Below are 18,529 nucleotides of genomic sequence, written 5' to 3'. Positions count from 1 at the left end.
CCGCAGCGCCGCGGTTACCGGGGTGCAGAGAGCGTTTCAGTCTGCGCCTGATCGCCGGTCGCCGATGGCATCCGGCGGCAATAGTGCTCGTAGCGGGCGAAGACGTCCCGGACGAAGTCGGCCGTCTCGGCGCTGCGAAGGTAGCCGAAGCGGAGGGTCTCATCCTCGACCGCGGGGGAGTCCGCTCTGAGCCGCAGGTAATCTTCCACGATGTCAGTCCAGAAGCGGACGTCTTCGCCGTAGCGTTCGGCGAGCCGCCGGGCCTCCTGGACGCGCGCCGCGCCGGCGTTGTAGGCGGCCAACGCGAACTTCAGGCGCTCCACGGTATCGGGCACGTCGGAGAACTGCCTCTCCAGGAAGTCCAGGTAGGCGGCGCCCGCGGCGATGCTGCGGGCGGGATCGAAGATGTCGTCGCCGATGACGCCGAAGTGGGCGGCGGTCGAGGGGAGCAGTTGCATGAGGCCGGCCGCGCCGGCCTGCGACTCTGCCTCGGGATCGAACTGCGATTCCTCGTAGATCACCGCGGCCAGCAGCCGCCAGTCCCAACCGATCTCCGCCGCATGGCGCCGGATGAGTCCATCATACGGCGAAAGGCGGTCGCTCTCGACCGTTGCCCAGGCGCCGACGGGGCGCTGCCGGAACGCCTTGCGATTCCGGTAGTACTTGTTGTAGACCGCGTAGTAGTCGGGGGTCCGCTTGAACTGCCGGAGCCAGGTGTTCAGCGCGGCGAGCAGCAGGGGAGAGGACTTGCTCACGGCCCAGGCGATCTGCTGGGGCGGCCCGACCGCGGTGCCGACATCGAGATTCGGGTAATCGGCGGCGATGATGTGCGCCAGATTCTGATCGGAGACCGTGTAAGTGATGTCGCCGGCGGCCACCCGGCGGATGAGCTCCTCGGTGGGCACGCGGCCGTCGACGATTTCAATGTCGACGGCGCCCGCGATCTCTCCGGCGAGCTCGACGAGCCGCTCGTAGTAGGCTGAACCGTGCCGGACGTGCACGGTCCGGCCGGCGAGCGAGTCGGGCGCGCGGATCAGGCACGACTCCAGAACCCGCGGGTCCATGCGACGCCACAGTTCGGGCTTGCGCTGGACCAGCACCTGGTGGGTCGAGGTGAGCGGCTCGGCGAACGCCACCTGCGCGGCGCGCTCGGCGGTGACCGTAAGATTGTAGGCCACGAGATCCCCCTCGCCCGCCGCGAGCAGAATGATCAAGCTGTCGATATCCCGGACGGGGATGACCTCGAGCCGGAGATCGAGATGTTCGGCCAGGCGGGCGAGCAGCTCGTGTTCGAACCCCATGGTGCGGCCGCGGTAGACGAAGTACCCGGTGGAACTGAAAGCTGTGAGGACGCGGAGAACGCCCCGGCGCTTGATCTGCGGAAGGTCGGCGGGGTGGCGGTCGGCCGACTCGAGGGTGCGGTCACAGCCGGCGCAGGCGGCCGCCAGGACGAGGGCGGCGAGGAGCGCGCGCTTCCCGCATGCGCGGCCGGTCGATGCCATCTTCGGGCGCCTGGGCGGTTTCCACTTCATGCCAATGCCTACCGGAGCAACCGGGTGTCCTCCGGTCCAATCTACCGGGCGCCGCGCGGCCGGGCAATTTATTTGTGCGGGGAATCGGGGCGCGGCCGATCCGGCCGGCCCCCCGGTCGAGCCGGGCGCTCCATGGCGTGGAGGCCGGCGAGGCGGACGGCGCCCCGGTGGTAGCCGCCCGGAAACAACTGCTCCAGCTCGTCGAGCTCCAGTCCGTTCGCCTCGCACGTCTCGTACACCGTCGGCACCGTCCCGGTCCGCCCGTACGCCCCCCGAAGGTACCGAATGATCTGCCAGTGGCGCTCGGTAAGGTTGCCGGAAATGCCCGACTCGTAAGCCTTGTGCACGGCGAAATTCTCGTCCCAGTCGTCGGGATTCATCAGGAATCCGTGCTCGTCCAGCTCATAGGTCCTGCGCTCGTAGGTGTTCGTGAAGTGGGCGATGTCGCCCTCCAGCCAGACGTGCTGGAGATACCCCTCGCGGTAGGTGACGCCGGCGAGCTTGCAGGCGCCGCGCAGCCAGCCGGTGGGGAAGAGCTTCTTGAGGTCGCCCAGGCCGAGGTGGTTTTTCTTGCAGGCGACGTAAATGAGGGGGCACTGGTTGATCTGCTCAAACGTGTTGCGGATGAAACGGATTACGCGCCAGTGGGCCTCGGTCAGGCCGCGCTCGATCCCCGCCTCCCGGGCCATGGCTTCGGCAAAACCCTCATCCCATTCCCCCGGATCGAGCAGGAACCCCTTGTCGTCGACGCGATAATCCTTGCCGTTGGCCGAAAACGTCTTCATGGCCCCATCCAATGCCGCAACTCACGCGCTGCGGGGCGTTCGGGCGGAGACCAGCCGGGCCGCCCTCCGAATTCCACTTCATGGTACGATAAAGCGAACGCCTTGACAATGGTTTTGTCGGGACTCAGCGCGGCTGGGAGACGTCGATCAACACCTCGCCGCGCGTCACGCGGACGCGCAACCCATCGGCGGCGACAGCGTAGATCCGCCGCACCTGTTCGCCTACGGCGGCGAAGCGGAACGTGCGGCTGCTCTCCGGGCCGGCCGCGGTCTCCGCGATCGCCTTCCCGTCGCGCAGGAGTTCCACGACGCACTCGGCGCCCGAGGAATCGAGTCCGATGAGCCCCACCTCAACCGCGAGCGCGGTGTCGAGGCGGACGAGGACCGAGTCGCCCGCTTTCGCCCCGCGGCGCGGGTCTCGCGGCGGCGGCGACGGCTCGGCCTGAAGCGAATAGTCGAGCGGGATGACAAAGAGGGCGGAATCAACCGGGCCGATTGCGATGTTGGTGACGGCCACGTACGCGGAGTCCGGGGACATGAGGTTCTCGATGCGGATCGGGAAGCCAAGCCGCGTGGGGATCCACTGGTTCATGAGCGGGTTCTTGCCGAGTCGGATTGTGAAGCGGTCACAGGGAAACCCCTCCAGCGTGTCGGCGCCGCGGTAGTCGCGTACGCCCAGCGAGTCGCCAATCCGGGCGGCCTGGAAGGGATCGTTCTGCACAACCGTCGGAGCGTTCAGCGGCAGAATCCGGTAGGTCCGCGCCGGCGGGTTGACAATCCGGCACTCCCCCGCGCTCTGGTCGACCAGCACGTACACTTTGCCCGCATCCTGGCTGAAATCCATGCGGTAGAGGGAGTCTTTGACGAAGAGCCGGCCCGTCATCGTCTGGCGTGCGCTCTTCAGAGTAAGGTCGCCGACAAACTCGGCGGCCCCAGCCGTCGGCACCGACAGCAGGACCAAAGCGGCTGTCGCCGCGAACTTCCGCACAAGCGGCGAGACAAGCTGCACCATGAACACGTCTCCGTTTCGGTTAAGGGCGATCCTCTTCTCCAATTCCGCCTTCGGCGGCGGCAAAGTCAACGGCAAAGATCGTCCCGGGACTTGTCGCTTTATACCCCTGAACGGGCCGGCCGGACGGGAGATTCGGATGGAGCGCGGTCGCCGACAAACCGCTGGTCGCCGGTGCCGACGCGCGGGGGGCGCATCCGCGGCGGAATGACTTCGGCTGCGGCCCAGGTCATGTGAAACCCTTTCGCCCGGCCGGAAAAAAGCGTTGTCTTTTGCCACCATTTGCCCCTTAATTCGTTTAAAGGAGAATCAACGTAAACGTAGGCAACAGGTTGAGAATATTGGACCAGCAGCAAAAGGCGCCCGCCCACGTCCCCGTGCGTAGGCCACTCCGCCACCCGGTACTTCCGGCGATCCTGGCGGCAATTATCCTCACCGGCCTGCCTGCGGCCGCGACGCACGCCGTGGCCGGATGGCCGGTCGGCTATGACGTCGACCTCTCCAGCGGGTTCGGGGATTACCGGTTCGGACACTTCCACTTCGGCATCGATATCCGCACCGGCGGCGTAACCGGCAAAGAGGTGCTCGCCCCGGTCGACGGCTACGTCTGGCGGCTGCGGACTTCCTACACCGGCTACGGGAAAGTGCTCTATCTCCGGGGGAATGACGGGTGCACCTATGTCATGGCGCACCTTCAGGATTTCAACTCCGCCCTCGACCGGCGCCTGAAAACGGCCCAGGTGAGCGCCAAGCGGTATTACCAGGATCTGTATTTTCCGGAAGACTCGGTCCCGGTGAAGAAGGGGGAGTTGCTGGCCTATTCGGGGCAAACCGGGTCCGGGGCGCCGCACCTGCATTTCGAGAAGCGTGCGGGGGACATCCCCCTCAACCCGCTGTCGCACGGTTACCGGCTGGCCGACAAGACGCCGCCGGTCATCACCCGGCTGGGGCTGCGGCTGACCGATGACCACAGCGTGTTTCCTGATGGGAGCCGGAAGATGTGGGTGCCGGTGGTGGCGGGAGCGGCGGGAACCTACACGATCGACACCGGCCTGTACTTCAACTCGTCCGTCGGGCTGCTGGTCGACTGCTACGACCTCATGCGGTCCGGCGGGATGAAGCAGGCGGTGTACCGGCTGGCGCTGTCGGTGGACGGGCGGCTGTGGCACGAATCGGTGTTCGACTCCGCCTATTTCGAAACCAACACCGCCGTCTCGCTCGAGTATGACCTGCTCGAAGCCGTCGCCCAGCGCAAGCACGTGCGGCGGCTGTACCGGGAACCGGGGAACGACTACGCCGGGTGCCGTCCCCATGGCCCCCATGGGGGGCTTATCGGCTGCGCCACCGGGCTGGCGCCCGGCCCGCACGACCTCGCGATCACAGCGGAGGATGCTTTCGGGAACAGGTCGGAACTCCGGTTCAGGGTCGTGCTCGGGCCGGGGGAGTTCCTCTACGGGCTCGATTCGACCGTGCGGGTGGCAGCGGACACGACCGATTTCTATTTCACGGCCAGCGAAGCACTGGCCACGGTGGCGGTCGATTCGATCGTGCTCTATGTCGGACGGGGCGACCGCTGGGGCTGGACGCCCGACGGGACGATCGAGCGGCTCGACGGCGGGCGGCTGAAAGTGCGCGCCGGCGGCTACAAAACCCGCGTCACGCCGTTGCGCCTCTACCTCTTCACTGAAGAGGGGGGCGTGATCGCCGACGGCGTGTTCAACGGACTGCGCGATGACGACACCGGGGGAAAGTTCGAAACCTCCCACGAGCTGACCGAGGACGGCCTGCTCATCAAGATCACCTCGCTGGAATCCTCGGCCTACCTCTCGCGCGTCGATCTCTTCTACCGGGGGAAACTGCTGGGGACGGAGTACGGGCGGATGCTCACGCCCAAGCGGTATGTGTGCCTGGTGCGGCCGCAGGCCAAGTACGCGCGGATCGACCGGTACCAGGCGGTCCTCTCGCACGACCCGGCGCGGGCGGGGCGGTGGTCCGACTCCCTGAATATCGTCGCGGCGGGGATCGATTCGACGGTCCGGGCGGCCTTCGACCAAAACGCCTGGCTCGATCTGCCCAAAGAGTCCTTCTTCGCCCCTGTGTTCCTCGAACTCAAGAGAAACGCCGTCGTCGACCGGTCTCCCCTGGCCCTCAATTCCGACCACTACCTCGTGCTGCCGGAGACCTTCCCGACCCGCACGCGCTTCGCCATCACGTACCACATACCGTACGACGTGGAGCCCAACCGGTACAGCGGTCTCTGCTGGCTGGACAAGAACACCAATCGGTGGGTGTGGCTGGAGAATTCATTCGACGACGACCGCGACGTGCTGACGGCGACGGCGGGGGGAGGCGGGTCGTTCGGGGCGGTGTTTGATTACGAAACCCCGCGGATCTCGAATCTGTCGCTGCGCGAAGGCGGGGTGTACCAGAACCGCCGGCCGGCCGTCAATTTCGTCCTCGAGGACACCCTGTCGGGCATTGCCGACGATCGGAACATTGTCATCGAGCTCGACGGCGAGTGGCTGATCCCGGAATACGAGCCCGAGACCGGGCGCGTGCACAGCCGGCCGCTGGCGCCGCTGGCGCCGGGCGAACACTACCTCTCGATTGAGGCCACCGACCGCGTGGGCAACAAGACCGGCAAGTACCTTCGCTTTCGCGTCGCGAAAGCGGGGGGCGGCGACCGGTGACGGCTGAGGCGAAAATTGTTTATTCCCATACGCGATGATACTCCGACTATCCGCAGACCGTACGTGACGGTGGGCCTGATCGCCGCCAACACGCTCGTGTTTCTGTACTCCATCATGGGCAGCCCCCGGGCTTTCCAGCTCTTCATTGTCCAGTACGGTTTCATCCCCTACGAGCTCGTGCATTTCACGGAACTCACGCCGCAGGTCGCCGCGCCGGTGTGGCTCACCATGTTCTCGTCGATGTTCATGCACGGAGGGTGGATGCACCTCCTGGGCAACATGCTGTTCCTGTGGATCTACGGAAACAACATCGAGGACTACTTCGGCCCTGTCCGATTCATCCTGTTCTACCTGTTGTCGGGGCTGTCGGCGATTTTTCTGTTCACGCTCTTCGGCCCCAATTCGCAGACGCCCCTGGTGGGCGCCTCGGGCGCGATCTCGGGCGTGATGGGAGCCTACCTGGTGCTCCACCCGCGTGCCCGCGTCACCGTGCTCATCATCTTCTTCTTCATCCAGTTCGTCGTGCTCCCGGCCAAAATGGTGATCGGGCTGTGGTTTGTCTACCAGTTGCTGCTGTCGGTGGTCGACGCCATCCAGCCGAGCGGAGCCTCGGGCGGCGTGGCCTACCTCGCGCACGTGGGCGGGTTCGTCTTCGGGTACCTGCTGCTGCGGGGATTGCTCAGGTTCCGGGGGCCGCGGGGAAGGGCGGACGACGGACAGCGGATTTACCGCGTGCGCTGGGATTGAGCCAACCACGGCCCGGCCGACCGGCGTACCATCACCGGGAAATGGGAGATTGAGTCAAATGCCCTGCAAGGATATCACGGATACGGTCAAGCTCACGGTCGCGCCCGACGATCGGGTGGTCGATTACCGGCTGTTCAAACGCACGTGCGGGGGCACGGTCGGTGAAGACAAGCTGATCGGGCCCTGGCTGTTCCGGCGCACGGCGGCCCAGGTGGCCGCTACCCGCAACGAGGATTTTCTCGCCAAGCTGCGGGCCGGGAGCGACATCACCGAGTACCTCGCCGTGAAGCACTTCGCCGCGGTGCGGGCGGCCCTCCAGGCCGCACTCGGGCTGGCGGCGGGGCGGGTGGGGGACTACTGCACTATCGAAGCCGTCGAATACGGGCCGGAGGGAATGGCGATTACCGCCCACCTGGCGGTCAAGGGGCTGACCGACGAGATCGCCGCCTGTCGGAATTGCTGCGGGCGCAATCGGTCGGGAGAAGAAACCTTCGGCGTGTAGGGGGATTTCCCCAACCTGAGAACCCCGCGGCCCCGGTCGCTGGACCGGCGCCCGGCTATACGACGCAGCCGCACTGGAGAGGCGGGCCGGCCTGGAAGAACGCCGCTATCATCGCGGTCAGATCGGCGACATCCGGACCCCGGCAATCACCGTTGACATCGGCGGCGTTGAGCGACCCCGGCGGCGGACCGTTGCGGAACAGGTAGGCGACGAAATACGTGAGGTCGGGAATCGACACCGCACCGTCGCTGGTGAGATCGCCGGGAACCACAGGAAGAACGTCGACCCGGTCGCGAAAGTAGTTGAAGCCGGGATAGATCGTCCGGTTGTCGAGACTCGCGTAAGTCAGGCGGCGGGCGACGCTTCCGGCCAGCGCCGTGTCCCAGCGGAAGGAGAAACTCCCCGCGCACGAGTTGTTGCCGGTGAGGTAGCGGATGTTGCACAGGGGAGTCTGGCCGGCCGGGATCGTAAGCCCGGCCGTATTGGCCAGCATGATGAACAGAAACCCCGAATCCGGCTTGATCTCGAGCAGGGCGATATTCCAGTTCTCGGTCACCAGGCCCTCGGTGGAGAGCTCGACCACCTCCGGCCCGGCGGGGATTTTAATCGGAATCGTCGCGCCGCGAATCGGGGCGACCAGTTTCGCCACCACCGGCTGGACGCCGAATCCGCCGTACACGGTCCGCGAGGGCAGAAGCAAAGAATCGCCGGGCGCCGAGCGCGCCCCGGCCGCGGACAAGAGGAAAATGCAGATCACCACCGCGACGGCGCTGGAGAGACGGCGCATGGACAACACGCGGGGCCTCCCGCCAACAGGAGCTCTGGGCCAATCAGTCATTTCTCATTCAAAGTACCCGCCGTGGGACCGATTGTCAAAAGGTATTCGCGGCGCACGCATAGGCCGGGCGCGACGCCGGCCGATGAGATCGTCGGCCTTGACATTTCGGCGTTTGCCGTTATATTGCGGTTGCACGGACGATCGCCTCGAAATTGGTTAGCCGGTCGTTCTTAATTGGACTAGTTCTGTTCGGGCTCTAACGCTATGACGGTATCGGGGAGACTGGCGTCGCGGTGGCATATGATTTCGCTGCCCGCCTTGACCGCCGCGCGCTTGCAGTGTTCGGGAGTGCGAACGTACAATGTGCCATTGATCGCGATCACCTGCCGCCGGTCCCCCTTGGCTGACGCATTGCGGTTTCAGAGATTCATTCCATCTTGCCATGCGTCTTTCAACGATTCTTGCGACTTCTCTTGGCCTGCAGCATTGTGGCAACATGGCAAGTAATGACTTCATGGATAATCTGCGGCGGATCATGGCCGACAGGCGATTGACGATTAACGAACTCGCTCGCAGGTCCGGCGTGCATCACGTCATGATCCGGGGATATCTGCAGGAATCCGACCGGGGGAAGTTGCCGTCGATAGAGACCCTTGTGGCGCTCGCCAGGGCGCTCCATTGCGACCTTGAGGCGCTGACCGGCCACGAGGAACTTCGGGGCGTGGTGGAGGTGCCCAAGTCATCCCCGGACGCCGAAGCGCTGTATGATTATTTTACGTCGTTACCGGAGGGCGACACGATGCGGGAGATTCTGCAGCGGAAGATATATCAAATGCTCGAAGACAACATGAAGAAGGAGAACGGGACATGAAGGGCTTGACAATCGTTGTATTTTTGCTCGTTGTGGCGGGGGCCGCCTATGGGCAGCGTCTCGAGAACCCGGATCAGCGTCCGAGTCTGATCATGGGGATGGGATACAGCTGGATGAATGATCGATGTGAAACGACTGTGGCGCCATATGTCATCGATGCTGTCCGCCTCGGCCGCCTGATACCTACGTTCGGAGCATCGGTTCCGGTCAGCAAACATGTGACAATGCTTGGATCGATGGCGTGGGGAATGCGACGGACTGTCGGGCCGGAGTTATCTGTCCCCGTCAGCGAATATTCTTCGGTGTCGGTTCAGCGATACTTGACCACGTTCAATATCGAGGTGGCGGTGAAAGTTTACCTGGACAGAGATTAGTGGGGAGGACGACAAATGAAAAGGCTCGTGTCTCTACTCCTGCTGTTGCCGGTTATGGCCGCAGCGCAGCAGAACAACCCTGATCGAGCTGAACACATTGAGCTCGGTCTCGGATTCGAGCAAACCGGCACCGATCTTCTGATCAATAGCGTCGACTACAGAAAGTTCGACGTGGCGGGTCTGAAGCTCTATGCCAACTATCTTGACCCGGTGAGCGACCGGCTGACATTCATCACGAGCGTGGAATGGCTGCCGGATAGTCAGGGGACAGGATATGAGCTCTTCGGTTCCACTATCGAGGAATCGACCCGGCGTTTCAGCATCATGTTTGGCCTCAGGATGTATTTCTCGGGCGAGAGCGACCGGCCCTGACTGGGAGACGTGATTGGCAAATTCGGTTCAGACCAATTAACCGGGGCTGTCAGTATATGTCAATAAACTTACGCGGGAGGGGCGGAAAAACGGCTCGGCCGAGCTTGCGATGTCGGGCGGCAACCCGCGGCGCCGGCGGCGAAACCGCCCGGAGGCCGCCCCGGACAGGAGCGGTCAAATCCGCTTGACTTGGCCTGTTCAGCCCGTATATTCGCGCATGTGAAATTCTGAACATGGGGCTCAGTGGTCAGCGGGAAATCGCCGCGGGAGCCCCTTTCGCATCAAAGGAGTCAGTTCGCCATGATTACTCGGCAAGAAGCCCTCGACTACCACAGCCGGCCGCGCACCGGCAAGATCGAGGTCACCCCGACCAAGCCGTGTCGCACCCAGCTCGACCTCTCCCTGGCCTATACCCCGGGGGTGGCGCAGCCCTGTTTGGAAATCCACGAGAATCCGGAGGACGTCTACAAATACACGGCCAAGGGGAATCTCGTGGCGGTGGTCAGCAACGGCACGGCGGTGCTCGGCCTTGGCAACATCGGCGCCGCCGCCGGCAAGCCGGTGATGGAGGGCAAAGGGGTCCTCTTCAAACGGTTTGCCGACGTCGACGTATTCGACATCGAGCTGAATACTGAAGACCCGGACGAAGTAATCAAGTGCGTCCAGCTACTCGAGCCGACTTTCGGGGGGATCAACCTCGAAGACATCAAGGGGCCGGAGTGTTTCTATATTGAGGAGACGCTCAAGCGGACGATGAAGATCCCGGTGTTCCACGACGATCAGCACGGGACCGCCATCATCTCGGCGGCCGCCCTGCTTAACGCGCTGGAACTGGTCAAGAAAGACATCGACAAGATCAAGGTCGTCTATTCGGGCGCCGGCGCGGCCGGGATTGCCTGCGCCAAGCTCTACTGCTCGCTCGGCGTCAAGCATGAGAACCTGCTCATGGTCGACTCCAAGGGCGTCCTCTATGAGGGGCGCGGCGACAAGTGGAACAAGTACAAAGGGGAGTTCGTGCGCAAGACCGATGCGCGGACCCTGGCCGACGCGATGGTGGACGCCGACGTGTTTGTCGGCGTGTCGACGAAAGACCTGGTGACGAAAGAGATGGTGAAGTCGATGGCGAAGGACCCGATCATCTTCGCCATGGCCAACCCGGACCCGGAAATCACCTACCCCGAAGCGATGGATGCGCGCAAGGACGTGATCATGGCGACGGGGCGCTCGGACTATCCGAACCAGGTCAACAACGTGCTGGGTTTCCCCTTCATTTTCCGCGGGGCGCTCGATGTGGCGGCGACGGCGATCAACGAGGAGATGAAGATTGCGGCCACCCACGCCCTGGCGACGCTGGCCCGGCAGAACGTGCCGGAGTCGGTGGCCAAAGCCTACGGCGTCGACCACTTCTCGTTCGGGCGCGAGTACCTCATCCCCAAGCCGTTTGATTCGCGCATCCTGATCTGGGAATCGTCGGCGGTGGCCAAGGCCGCCATGGAGACGGGCGTGGCCCGCAACCCGATGGATATCGAGGAGTACAAGAAGCTGCTTTCGGAGCGGATCGGGCAGGGGCGGAAGGTCATGACGTTCATCAGCGAGAAGGCGCGCCGCAGCCCGAAGAAGATCGTGTTCCCGGAGGGCCACTCGTCACGCATCCTTCGAGCGGCGCGGATCGTAAAAGACGAAGGCATCGCCCTCCCCATCGTGCTGGGAGATCCGGCGGACATCAAGAAGATCGCGGCCGAGCACGAGGTCGACCTGCTGGGGATCGAGATCATCGATCCGGCCACCTCGCCGCGCCGTCCGGCCTACGCCCAGGCCTACTGGAAACGCCGCGCGCGCCGCGGGATCACCGAGGACAAGGCCCTCTGGCTGATGCGCGAGCGGACGTATTTCGGGATGATGATGCTGGCGACGGGCGACGCCGACGCGGTGCTCTCCGGCGTGCTGTCGGATTACCCATCGACCATTCGCCCGGCCCTGGAAATTATCGACCTCGCTCCCGGCGCCACCCGGGTCTCGGGGCTGTTTGCGATGCTCCAGAAGGACCGGGTGTACATGTTCGCCGACACCACGGTGAACATCAACCCCTCGCCGGAGGAGCTGGCCGAGATCGCGCTGCTGTCGGCCGACGTGGCGCGCCGGTTCGGGATCGAACCGCGGATCGCCATGCTCTCGTTCTCGAATTTCGGCTCCGCCCGGTATCCCGAGTCGGAGAAAGTGGCCAGGGCCACGACTCTCTTGAAAAAGATGGCGCCGGATTTGGTCGTCGAGGGCGAGCTGCAGGCGGACGCGGCGGTCATGCCGGAGATGCTGCGCAAACTGTTCCCCTTCTCCAAGCTCCAGGAACCGGCCAACGTCTTCATCTTCCCCGAACTCAACTCGGCGAATATCGCCTACAAGCTGCTCCAGCGGGTCGGCGGGCTCGACGCGATCGGGCCGATCCTCATGGGGCTGTCGAAACCGGTCCACATTCTGCACCGGACGCTCGATGTCAACGAGATCGTCGACATGGCGGCGATCGCGGTGGTGGACGCGCAGGCGCCGACGGGCGGGAGCGCCCGGGCGAAATAGGGGGCGCGACGGCGGACAATCACGGCCGGGGCCCGCGCCCCGGCCGTTTTCATATGCTCCCCGGACGCCCCGCCGGGCACTTTTTTGTTGCCCCATAGCGGGATAGCCTGTAAACTATTGGACACCGTCGTTCGATAACATGTTCAGGGATGACCGCACCGACGCGTTTGGCGAAAGCGTAAAAAGGATTTGACGTGGGATTCTTCGACCTGCTCAGCAACGACATCGGTATCGACCTCGGTACCGCCAACACGCTGGTCTACGTAAAGAACCAGGGAATCGTCCTGAACGAACCGTCGGTCGTCGCCATCGAACGCACCACCGGCAAAGTGTTCGCCATCGGCGCCGCGGCCAAAGAAATGACCGGACGCACGCCCGGCACCATCGAGGCTATCCGCCCCCTCCGCGACGGCGTCATCGCCAATTTCCAGATTTCCGAGAAACTCATTTCCGATTTCATCCGCCGCGTGGTCAAGCACAAGTACCTGATGAAGCCGCGCGTCGTCATCTGCGTGCCCTCGGGAATCACCGAGGTAGAAAAGCGGGCGGTGCGGGATTCGGCCGAGAACGCCGGCGCCCGCGAGGTCTACCTGCTGCAGGAGCCGATGGCGGCCGCGATCGGCGTCGGCCTCCCCGTCGAACAACCCACCGGCTCCATGGTCATTGACATCGGTGGCGGGACCTCGGAAATCGCCGTCATCGCCCTCAGCGGAATTGTCAACAACACCTCGATCCGCGTCGCCGGCGACGAAATGAACGAGGCGATCACCCAGTACCTCAAGAAGAACTACAACCTGGCGATCGGCGAACTCACCGCCGAGGATATCAAGATCAAGATCGGGTCGGCCTTCGCCCTCGACAAGGAGATCTCGATGGAGATCAAGGGGCGCGACCTCGTGGCCGGCGTCCCCAAGAACCTCAACCTGTCCTCGGTGCAGGTGCGGGAAGCCCTCTCCGAGACGATCGACATCATCGTCGAGGCGGTGCGGCAGGCGCTCGAACAGACGCCGCCGGAGCTGGCCTCGGACATCCTCGAGCGCGGGATCATCCTGACCGGCGGCGGGGCGCTCCTGCGCGGGTTGGACAAGCGCCTGCGCCAGGAGACCAATCTCCCGGTCAACGTGGCGGATGATCCGCTCACCTGCGTGGTGCGGGGAACCGGCAAGGTGCTGGAGAACTTCACCGCCTTCCAGAAAGTGCTGGAGCGGCCGCGGAAAGACTGACCCGCGCCGCCCTCGGACCTGGCCGGGCCGGACTGCCGTCCGGCCTTTTTGCATACACTCCTCCGCGGCCATTAATCTTTTGGATTGCCGGGCCGGTCTTATCGGCGGAAATTAAATGCATGGCTGGGAACGACCGTGAGACAATCGACCGCCTGGTCAGGCAGGCGCAAAACGGCGACCGAGCGGCGTTCTCGCAACTGGTACGGCGGACTATGAGAGACATTACCGCGCTGACCTACCGGATGACCGGCGACCGGGACGCCGCCCAGGACCTGGCGCAGGAAACCTTCGTCTCCGCCTGGCAGCACCTCTCCGGGTTCCGCCGAGAGGCCCGCTTCGAGAACTGGCTGTACCGGATTGCGGCCAACAAGGCGCTGAACTACCTGGGCCGCGGGGGGGCCGGCCGCACGGTGTCGCTCGAGGACGCCGGCGGGGCGGGGGCCGAGCGCGCCTCCGATGAACCCGCGCCCGACCGGGCGCTGGAGCAGGCCCGCCTCCGCGACGACATCAGCGCCTTCATGCGGCTCCTCCCTCCCCGCCAGCGCCTGGTGTTCGAGCTGCGCTTCTACCGCCAGCTCGGGTTCGCCGAGATTGCCGAGATGACCGGAACCGCGGTCGGAACGGTGAAGACCAACTACCGCGAGGCGGTGGGCAAACTGCGGACGTATGCGGCGGAGAGGGGGTGGCGGCCATGACCTGCGCCGAAGTGCGGGACATGCTCCACGAATCGCTGGGGGCCGATGAGCTTTCGGGCGAGGCGGCGGCGCACCTCGCCGGGTGTCCGGCCTGCCGCGCTCTGCACGAGGAATTGCGGGCGACGGCCGAGGGGGCGCGGACAGCGGGCGAGTTCGAACTCACCGACCTCGAGAGCGCCCGCCTTCTGGCGCGGATCGACGGCGAGATCGAACGGCTCGATGAGGCCCAGCGGGGCCGAACCCCCGCCTGGCTGCCTTGGCTGGCGCCGGCCGCGGCCGCGGCCGCGCTGATCCTCGCGATCGCGCTGACCGGCGACCGCTTCGACCCGCGTGTGGCGGTGACCTCCGATTCCCCGGCGACCGCCGGCGAGGCGACCGCGGCCGCCGAAGATTCGCTCTATGACGATCTCGACGAGCCGACCGTGCAGGCGCTCCTGGAGGATGTGAGCGCCCGCCCCGCCGGCGAACCGAGCAACGCCCTCCTGGATGACCTTACCGACGACGAATACGAGTACCTCGCCAAAAACTTCGACATAGGAGACATTCTGTGAGACGCTACGCCTCCGTGGTGCTGGCGGGAGGTCTGGTCCTGTGCGGCGGAGCGGCGCAGGCGCAGGGTCCGGAAACCGGGCCGTGCCCCGGCAAAAACCGTCCCGGACCGGAATGCGCGATCGTGCACGCGGCGCTCTACGCCCAGGCGGAACCGCCGGCGGCGCCTGAGGCGCCCGAGGCTTCCGGACCGCGCCGGCGCCACCTCGAACAGTTCCGCATGCTCAAACTGCTCGAACTTCTCGATCTGGACGACAAGCAGGAAATGGAGTTCCTCGTCGAGTTCAAGGCCCTCCGGGAGCGGCAGCTCGTGCTGCAGCAGGAACGCCGGCGGCTGGTGGAAAACCTGGCCACCGGCCTGCGCGAGGATACGCTGAACGACTCGGCGATCGCCGAGCTGGTCGCGCGCGTGCTCACCCTGCGCCGCGAATACGCCCTCGCCAGCGAGCAGTTTCTCGACCGCGTGGCGGGCATCCTCACCAAGGCGCAGATCGGCAAACTGGTGGTGTTCGAAGAACGTTTTGAATTCGAACTGCTCGACCAGGTGCGTTCGTTCCGGGAGCGGCAGGGAACGCCCGGCAGCGGGTGGCGCCGGCAGCCGGGGGATTCGGACTGACTCCGGACAGCGGCAATCGGATAATTCGGTGAAAGAATCGGAAAGGAGACTGACGATGAGAAAGGCCATGGTGGTTTTACTGGCGGTGGTGGCGGCGGCCGCGCTTGCTTGGGCGCAGCCCGCCCCGGGCCCGAACTGCCCGCAAGCACCGCAGACCCCGCAAGCCCCGATGGCGACGGGTATGGGCGCCGGTTGCGGGATGCATGGCGGCCAGGGCATGATGCGGTGCGGGAAACATGGCGGCCAGGGCATGATGGGGTGCGGGAAACATGGCGGCCAAGGCATGATGGAGTGCGGGATGAGGGGCCACGGCCGGATGGGCCGCGACATGGGAGACTGCGGCGGCGGCGCCGGCCTCGCGCAGTTCCGGAAAGAACTGGATCTCTCCAATGATCAGGTCGAACGGCTGGAGCAGCTCAAGCTGAACCACCGCATGAACATGATCGGCGCCCGGGCGGACGTGGAACGCGCTGAACTCCGACTTAAGGAGCTGTTGCGCAAAGATGACGCCTCGACGCAGGAAGTCGGCCAGGCGATCGATCAGGTGGCCCAGCTTCGCGCCGGCATTCAGAAGCAGTGCTACTCCCAGCGCCAGGAATGCCTCTCGGTGCTCACCGACGCACAGAAGGAAAAACTCCGCCAGTTGCGGGAAGAACGCCGGGACGAGCGGCGGGAGTTTCGCCAGGGCCAGGGCCGGGACCGCATCGAGTTCCGCGACCGCCGTTTTGGGACCTCTCGGTAAACCGGCTTTTGCGTTAGCAGTGTGGGCGGGAGACCGGTGGTAAAATCCCACCGGTCTCCCTTTATGGGCACATAACTCCGTGGCGCAGGGAAGACTTTTGTGTATAATAAGTTGCACCAATGATCTGCCATTTTGGCCGATTGGTGACAGATGAGACTTGACAGCCGTTTTTGAGAAGGTTACGTTCTGGTACTATGGCACAAACACGCAAGGAAATACTTGAATTTATCCGGGCCAAGTCGGCCCACCCGATGAGGATGAAAGAATTGGCGCGAGCGCTCGGCATTCCCCCCGAGGAATACCGCGAGTTCCGCGGCCAGGTGAAGGCGCTGGTCGACACGGGGGAGCTGGTGAAGCTTCGCCGGGGCCGCATCGGGGTGGCCACCGAAATGGACGTGATCGTCGGCCCGATCTCGGTTAACCGCTCGGGCGTCGGCTTTGTCGCGCGCGAGGGGGAGCCGACTGACATCATGATCCCGGCGACGCAGTTGAGCACGGCGCTCGACGGCGACCGGGTGATGGTCCGCCTCACCGGCCACCTCGGCGACCGTCCGACCGGCAGCGTGGTGCGGGTGGTCGAGCGCACCCGGCGCAACATTGTCGGGACCTTCCAAAAAACGCCGCACTTCTTCTGCGTGCGGCCCGACAATCCCCGCATTCACCGCGATATCTACATCCCCTCCTCGCACACCGCCGGGGCCAGAGAGGGAGAGAAAGTCGTGTGCCGCCTGACCGTGTGGGATGACCCCTATGTCAATCCCGAGGGCGAGATCAGCGAGCGGATCGGTTTTCCCGGCCAGCCCGGCGTGGACATGCTCACCGTGATCAAGAGTTTCGACCTCCCCGAGGAATTCCCCGAGGAGGTGCGCAACGAGGGCGAGAAGGCGGCCGCCCGTCTGAGCGAAGAGCCCGAGGAGGGCCGGCTGGACCTCACCGGGGAATGCATCTATACGATCGACCCGGCCGACGCCAAGGACCATGACGACGCGGTGAATGTCACGCGGACTCCCCGCGGCTATCGGCTAGGCGTGCACATCGCCGATGTCTCCCACTTCGTGCAGCCGGGAACGGCGCTGGACGCCGAAGGGTTCAAGCGGGGGAACTCCGTCTACCTGCCCGGGATGGTGATCCCGATGCTGCCGGAGAGCCTCTCGAACGACGTCTGTTCGCTCAAGCCGAACCGGAAGCGCCTGACCTTCTCGGTGTTCATGGATTTCGACCGGGCGGGGAAGATGCTGTCGTGGGAGATCCGGCCGTCGGCGATCAAGTCGCGGGCCAAGCTGAGCTACGAGGAGGTGCAGGAGTTTTTCGACAAAGGGCTCCCCGAGGGCGCAGGGCGGCGGAAGCTCGAGCGGGTGGCTGAGAATCTCACGACGGCCCGCGAGCTCGCCCGCCTGCTCAGCGCTCGCCGGTTCGCCGAGGGATCCCTCGATTTCGACCTGCCCGAAGCCAAGATCACCCTCAACGAAAAGGGGGAGGTGATCGAGCTGGGCAACCGCGTGCGCCTGGAATCGCACCGGCTGATCGAGGAGTTCATGCTGTCGGCCAACAAGGCGGTCGCGCTCGAGATGTTCCGCAGTGCCCAGGCCTTCCTCTACCGCGTCCACGACCGCCCCGACATGGAAAAACTCGAGGCCTTCTCGGCCATGGTGGCCCGCCTCGGATACCGCTTCCCCGTCTCCCCCACGACCAAACCGGGAGACCTCGCCCGCTTCCTGGAAACGGTGAAGGACAAGCCGGAGGCCGAATTCATCAACGAGCTGATGCTCCGCTCGCTGAAGAAGGCGGTCTACCAGCGCAACAATGTCGGCCACTTCGGGCTGGCGTTCACCCACTACACCCACTTTACCTCGCCCATCCGCCGCTACCCCGACCTGCTCGTCCACCGGCTGCTGCGGATGCGGCGGCCCGACGGGAAGTACTCGCCGGCGGCGGCCCGACGGATTCCTGCAGTCATCGACCACGCCGGAAAACACTGCTCGGAGACCGAGCGCATCGCCGAGGCCGCGGAGCGGGAGGCGGTGAAGGTGAAGCAGGTCCAGTACATGGCGCGGCACGTCGGCGACTTCTTCGGGGGCATCATCTCCGGAGTCACCGGATTCGGCTTCTTCGTCCGCCTGGACAACCTCGGCGCCGAGGGGCTGGTGCGGGTATCGACGATTGACGACGACTACTACCGGTTCGACGAGCAGCGCTACGCCCTCATCGGGCGGCGGACGGGGCGGATGTTCCGTCTGGGCGACCGGGTGGAGGTGGGGGTGCTCTCGGTGGACAAGGTGAATAACGAAATCGCGCTCTTTGCCCCGGGGCTGCCCGCTCAAGCGAAAGCCGGGAGCGGGCCGAAGGGGAAGCGCAAGAAGAAAGGGTGGGCGGAGGCGCAGCCGCCCAAGGCCAAGACCCCCGCGCGGACCAGGACCGCCCCGCCGGGGTACGGGCGCACCCGCAAGAAGCGCCCGCGCTGAGACGGGGAATC

General features: G+C 64.8%; 17 protein-coding genes. 13 read left to right on the top strand and 4 right to left on the bottom strand.

Annotation, left to right across the window (positions count from 1 at the left end):
- Positions 1-14: 14 nt before the first annotated feature.
- From KA261_03305 to KA261_03295, 3 genes are all read right to left on the bottom strand, one after another.
- On the bottom strand, positions 15-1,532 hold the full coding sequence (locus KA261_03305) for a transporter substrate-binding domain-containing protein (GenBank protein MBP7696813.1): 1,518 nt from the start codon (positions 1,530-1,532) through the stop codon (positions 15-17).
- A 68-nt stretch (positions 1,533-1,600) separates the two neighbouring features.
- The gene (locus tag KA261_03300) at positions 1,601-2,317 is read right to left on the bottom strand and encodes a TusE/DsrC/DsvC family sulfur relay protein (GenBank protein MBP7696812.1); all 717 of its coding nucleotides are present in this window, start codon (positions 2,315-2,317) and stop codon (positions 1,601-1,603) included.
- Positions 2,318-2,441: 124 nt separating this feature from the next.
- Entirely contained in the window at positions 2,442-3,329 is an 888-nt protein-coding gene (locus KA261_03295) for a hypothetical protein (GenBank protein ID MBP7696811.1), read from the bottom strand.
- A gap of 374 nt (positions 3,330-3,703) precedes the next feature.
- Here KA261_03295 and KA261_03290 point away from each other — a divergent pair, with 374 nt between their 5' ends.
- The 3 genes from KA261_03290 (at position 3,704) to KA261_03280 (ending at position 7,265) form a co-directional block, all read left to right on the top strand.
- Positions 3,704-6,016 carry a M23 family metallopeptidase gene (locus KA261_03290; protein ID MBP7696810.1) on the top strand — a complete coding sequence of 771 codons (2,313 nt, stop codon included), beginning with the start codon at positions 3,704-3,706 and terminating at the stop codon, positions 6,014-6,016.
- A 114-nt stretch (positions 6,017-6,130) separates the two neighbouring features.
- Entirely contained in the window at positions 6,131-6,763 is a 633-nt protein-coding gene (locus KA261_03285; protein ID MBP7696809.1) for a rhomboid family intramembrane serine protease, read from the top strand.
- Between the two features lie 58 nt (positions 6,764-6,821).
- On the top strand, positions 6,822-7,265 hold the full coding sequence (locus KA261_03280; GenBank protein ID MBP7696808.1) for a hypothetical protein: 444 nt from the start codon (positions 6,822-6,824) through the stop codon (positions 7,263-7,265).
- Between the two features lie 55 nt (positions 7,266-7,320).
- Here KA261_03280 and KA261_03275 read toward each other — a convergent pair whose 3' ends face one another.
- Complete coding sequence (locus KA261_03275; GenBank protein ID MBP7696807.1) at positions 7,321-8,058, bottom strand: hypothetical protein; 738 nt, start codon at positions 8,056-8,058, stop codon at positions 7,321-7,323.
- 499 nt (positions 8,059-8,557) lie between these two features.
- Between KA261_03275 and KA261_03270 the strand changes: the two genes are divergently transcribed.
- The 10 genes from KA261_03270 to rnr all read left to right on the top strand — a co-directional run bounded on the left by KA261_03270 (position 8,558) and on the right by rnr (position 18,518).
- The gene (locus KA261_03270; protein ID MBP7696806.1) at positions 8,558-8,914 is read left to right on the top strand and encodes a helix-turn-helix transcriptional regulator; all 357 of its coding nucleotides are present in this window, start codon (positions 8,558-8,560) and stop codon (positions 8,912-8,914) included.
- Complete coding sequence (locus KA261_03265) at positions 8,911-9,288, top strand: hypothetical protein (protein MBP7696805.1); 378 nt, start codon at positions 8,911-8,913, stop codon at positions 9,286-9,288. The genes KA261_03270 and KA261_03265 overlap by 4 nt, the downstream gene beginning before the upstream one ends.
- Positions 9,289-9,303: 15 nt before the next feature.
- Positions 9,304-9,660 (top strand): hypothetical protein, encoded by a 357-nt coding sequence (locus KA261_03260; protein MBP7696804.1) that lies wholly within the window; start codon positions 9,304-9,306, stop codon positions 9,658-9,660.
- A 300-nt stretch (positions 9,661-9,960) separates the two neighbouring features.
- Positions 9,961-12,231, top strand: a complete 2,271-nt coding sequence (locus KA261_03255) for an NADP-dependent malic enzyme (GenBank protein MBP7696803.1) — start codon at positions 9,961-9,963, stop codon at positions 12,229-12,231.
- Between the two features lie 209 nt (positions 12,232-12,440).
- Positions 12,441-13,454 carry a rod shape-determining protein gene (locus tag KA261_03250; protein ID MBP7696802.1) on the top strand — a complete coding sequence of 338 codons (1,014 nt, stop codon included), beginning with the start codon at positions 12,441-12,443 and terminating at the stop codon, positions 13,452-13,454.
- 119 nt (positions 13,455-13,573) lie between these two features.
- Positions 13,574-14,149: a sigma-70 family RNA polymerase sigma factor gene (locus tag KA261_03245; protein MBP7696801.1), complete on the top strand. Its 576-nt coding sequence runs from the start codon at positions 13,574-13,576 to the stop codon at positions 14,147-14,149.
- Positions 14,146-14,700 carry a hypothetical protein gene (locus tag KA261_03240; protein MBP7696800.1) on the top strand — a complete coding sequence of 185 codons (555 nt, stop codon included), beginning with the start codon at positions 14,146-14,148 and terminating at the stop codon, positions 14,698-14,700. Before KA261_03245 ends, KA261_03240 begins: the two co-directional genes overlap by 4 nt.
- Entirely contained in the window at positions 14,697-15,314 is a 618-nt protein-coding gene (locus KA261_03235) for a hypothetical protein (protein MBP7696799.1), read from the top strand. Before KA261_03240 ends, KA261_03235 begins: the two co-directional genes overlap by 4 nt.
- 55 nt (positions 15,315-15,369) lie before the next feature.
- On the top strand, positions 15,370-16,056 hold the full coding sequence (locus KA261_03230) for a hypothetical protein (protein MBP7696798.1): 687 nt from the start codon (positions 15,370-15,372) through the stop codon (positions 16,054-16,056).
- A 194-nt stretch (positions 16,057-16,250) separates the two neighbouring features.
- Positions 16,251-18,518: a ribonuclease R gene (gene rnr, locus KA261_03225; GenBank protein MBP7696797.1), complete on the top strand. Its 2,268-nt coding sequence runs from the start codon at positions 16,251-16,253 to the stop codon at positions 18,516-18,518.
- The last annotated feature ends 11 nt before the right edge of the window (positions 18,519-18,529 follow it).

It is taken from the genome of Candidatus Zixiibacteriota bacterium, assembly GCA_017999435.1.
In the GTDB taxonomy this organism is placed as follows: Bacteria; Zixibacteria; MSB-5A5; order GN15; family FEB-12; genus JAGNLV01.
Note: the sequence above shows the minus strand (reverse complement) of the source record. Positions and strands in the feature narration are given on the sequence as shown.

What these genes read in the sequence shown, in the direction of transcription:
- KA261_03240 (MBP7696800.1), top strand. Translation starts at nt 14,146, where the DNA reads ATGACCTGCGCCGAAGTGCGGGACATGCTCCACGAATCGCTGGGGGCC.
- KA261_03265 (MBP7696805.1), top strand. Translation starts at nt 8,911, where the DNA reads ATGAAGGGCTTGACAATCGTTGTATTTTTGCTCGTTGTGGCGGGGGCC.
- KA261_03270 (MBP7696806.1), top strand. Translation starts at nt 8,558, where the DNA reads ATGGATAATCTGCGGCGGATCATGGCCGACAGGCGATTGACGATTAAC.
- KA261_03305 (MBP7696813.1), bottom strand. Translation starts at nt 1,532, where the DNA reads ATGAAGTGGAAACCGCCCAGGCGCCCGAAGATGGCATCGACCGGCCGC.
- KA261_03280 (MBP7696808.1), top strand. Translation starts at nt 6,822, where the DNA reads ATGCCCTGCAAGGATATCACGGATACGGTCAAGCTCACGGTCGCGCCC.
- KA261_03300 (MBP7696812.1), bottom strand. Translation starts at nt 2,317, where the DNA reads ATGAAGACGTTTTCGGCCAACGGCAAGGATTATCGCGTCGACGACAAG.
- KA261_03245 (MBP7696801.1), top strand. Translation starts at nt 13,574, where the DNA reads ATGGCTGGGAACGACCGTGAGACAATCGACCGCCTGGTCAGGCAGGCG.
- KA261_03230 (MBP7696798.1), top strand. Translation starts at nt 15,370, where the DNA reads ATGAGAAAGGCCATGGTGGTTTTACTGGCGGTGGTGGCGGCGGCCGCG.
- KA261_03295 (MBP7696811.1), bottom strand. Translation starts at nt 3,329, where the DNA reads ATGGTGCAGCTTGTCTCGCCGCTTGTGCGGAAGTTCGCGGCGACAGCC.
- rnr (MBP7696797.1), top strand. Translation starts at nt 16,251, where the DNA reads ATGGCACAAACACGCAAGGAAATACTTGAATTTATCCGGGCCAAGTCG.
- KA261_03255 (MBP7696803.1), top strand. Translation starts at nt 9,961, where the DNA reads ATGATTACTCGGCAAGAAGCCCTCGACTACCACAGCCGGCCGCGCACC.
- KA261_03260 (MBP7696804.1), top strand. Translation starts at nt 9,304, where the DNA reads ATGAAAAGGCTCGTGTCTCTACTCCTGCTGTTGCCGGTTATGGCCGCA.
- KA261_03285 (MBP7696809.1), top strand. Translation starts at nt 6,131, where the DNA reads ATGGGCAGCCCCCGGGCTTTCCAGCTCTTCATTGTCCAGTACGGTTTC.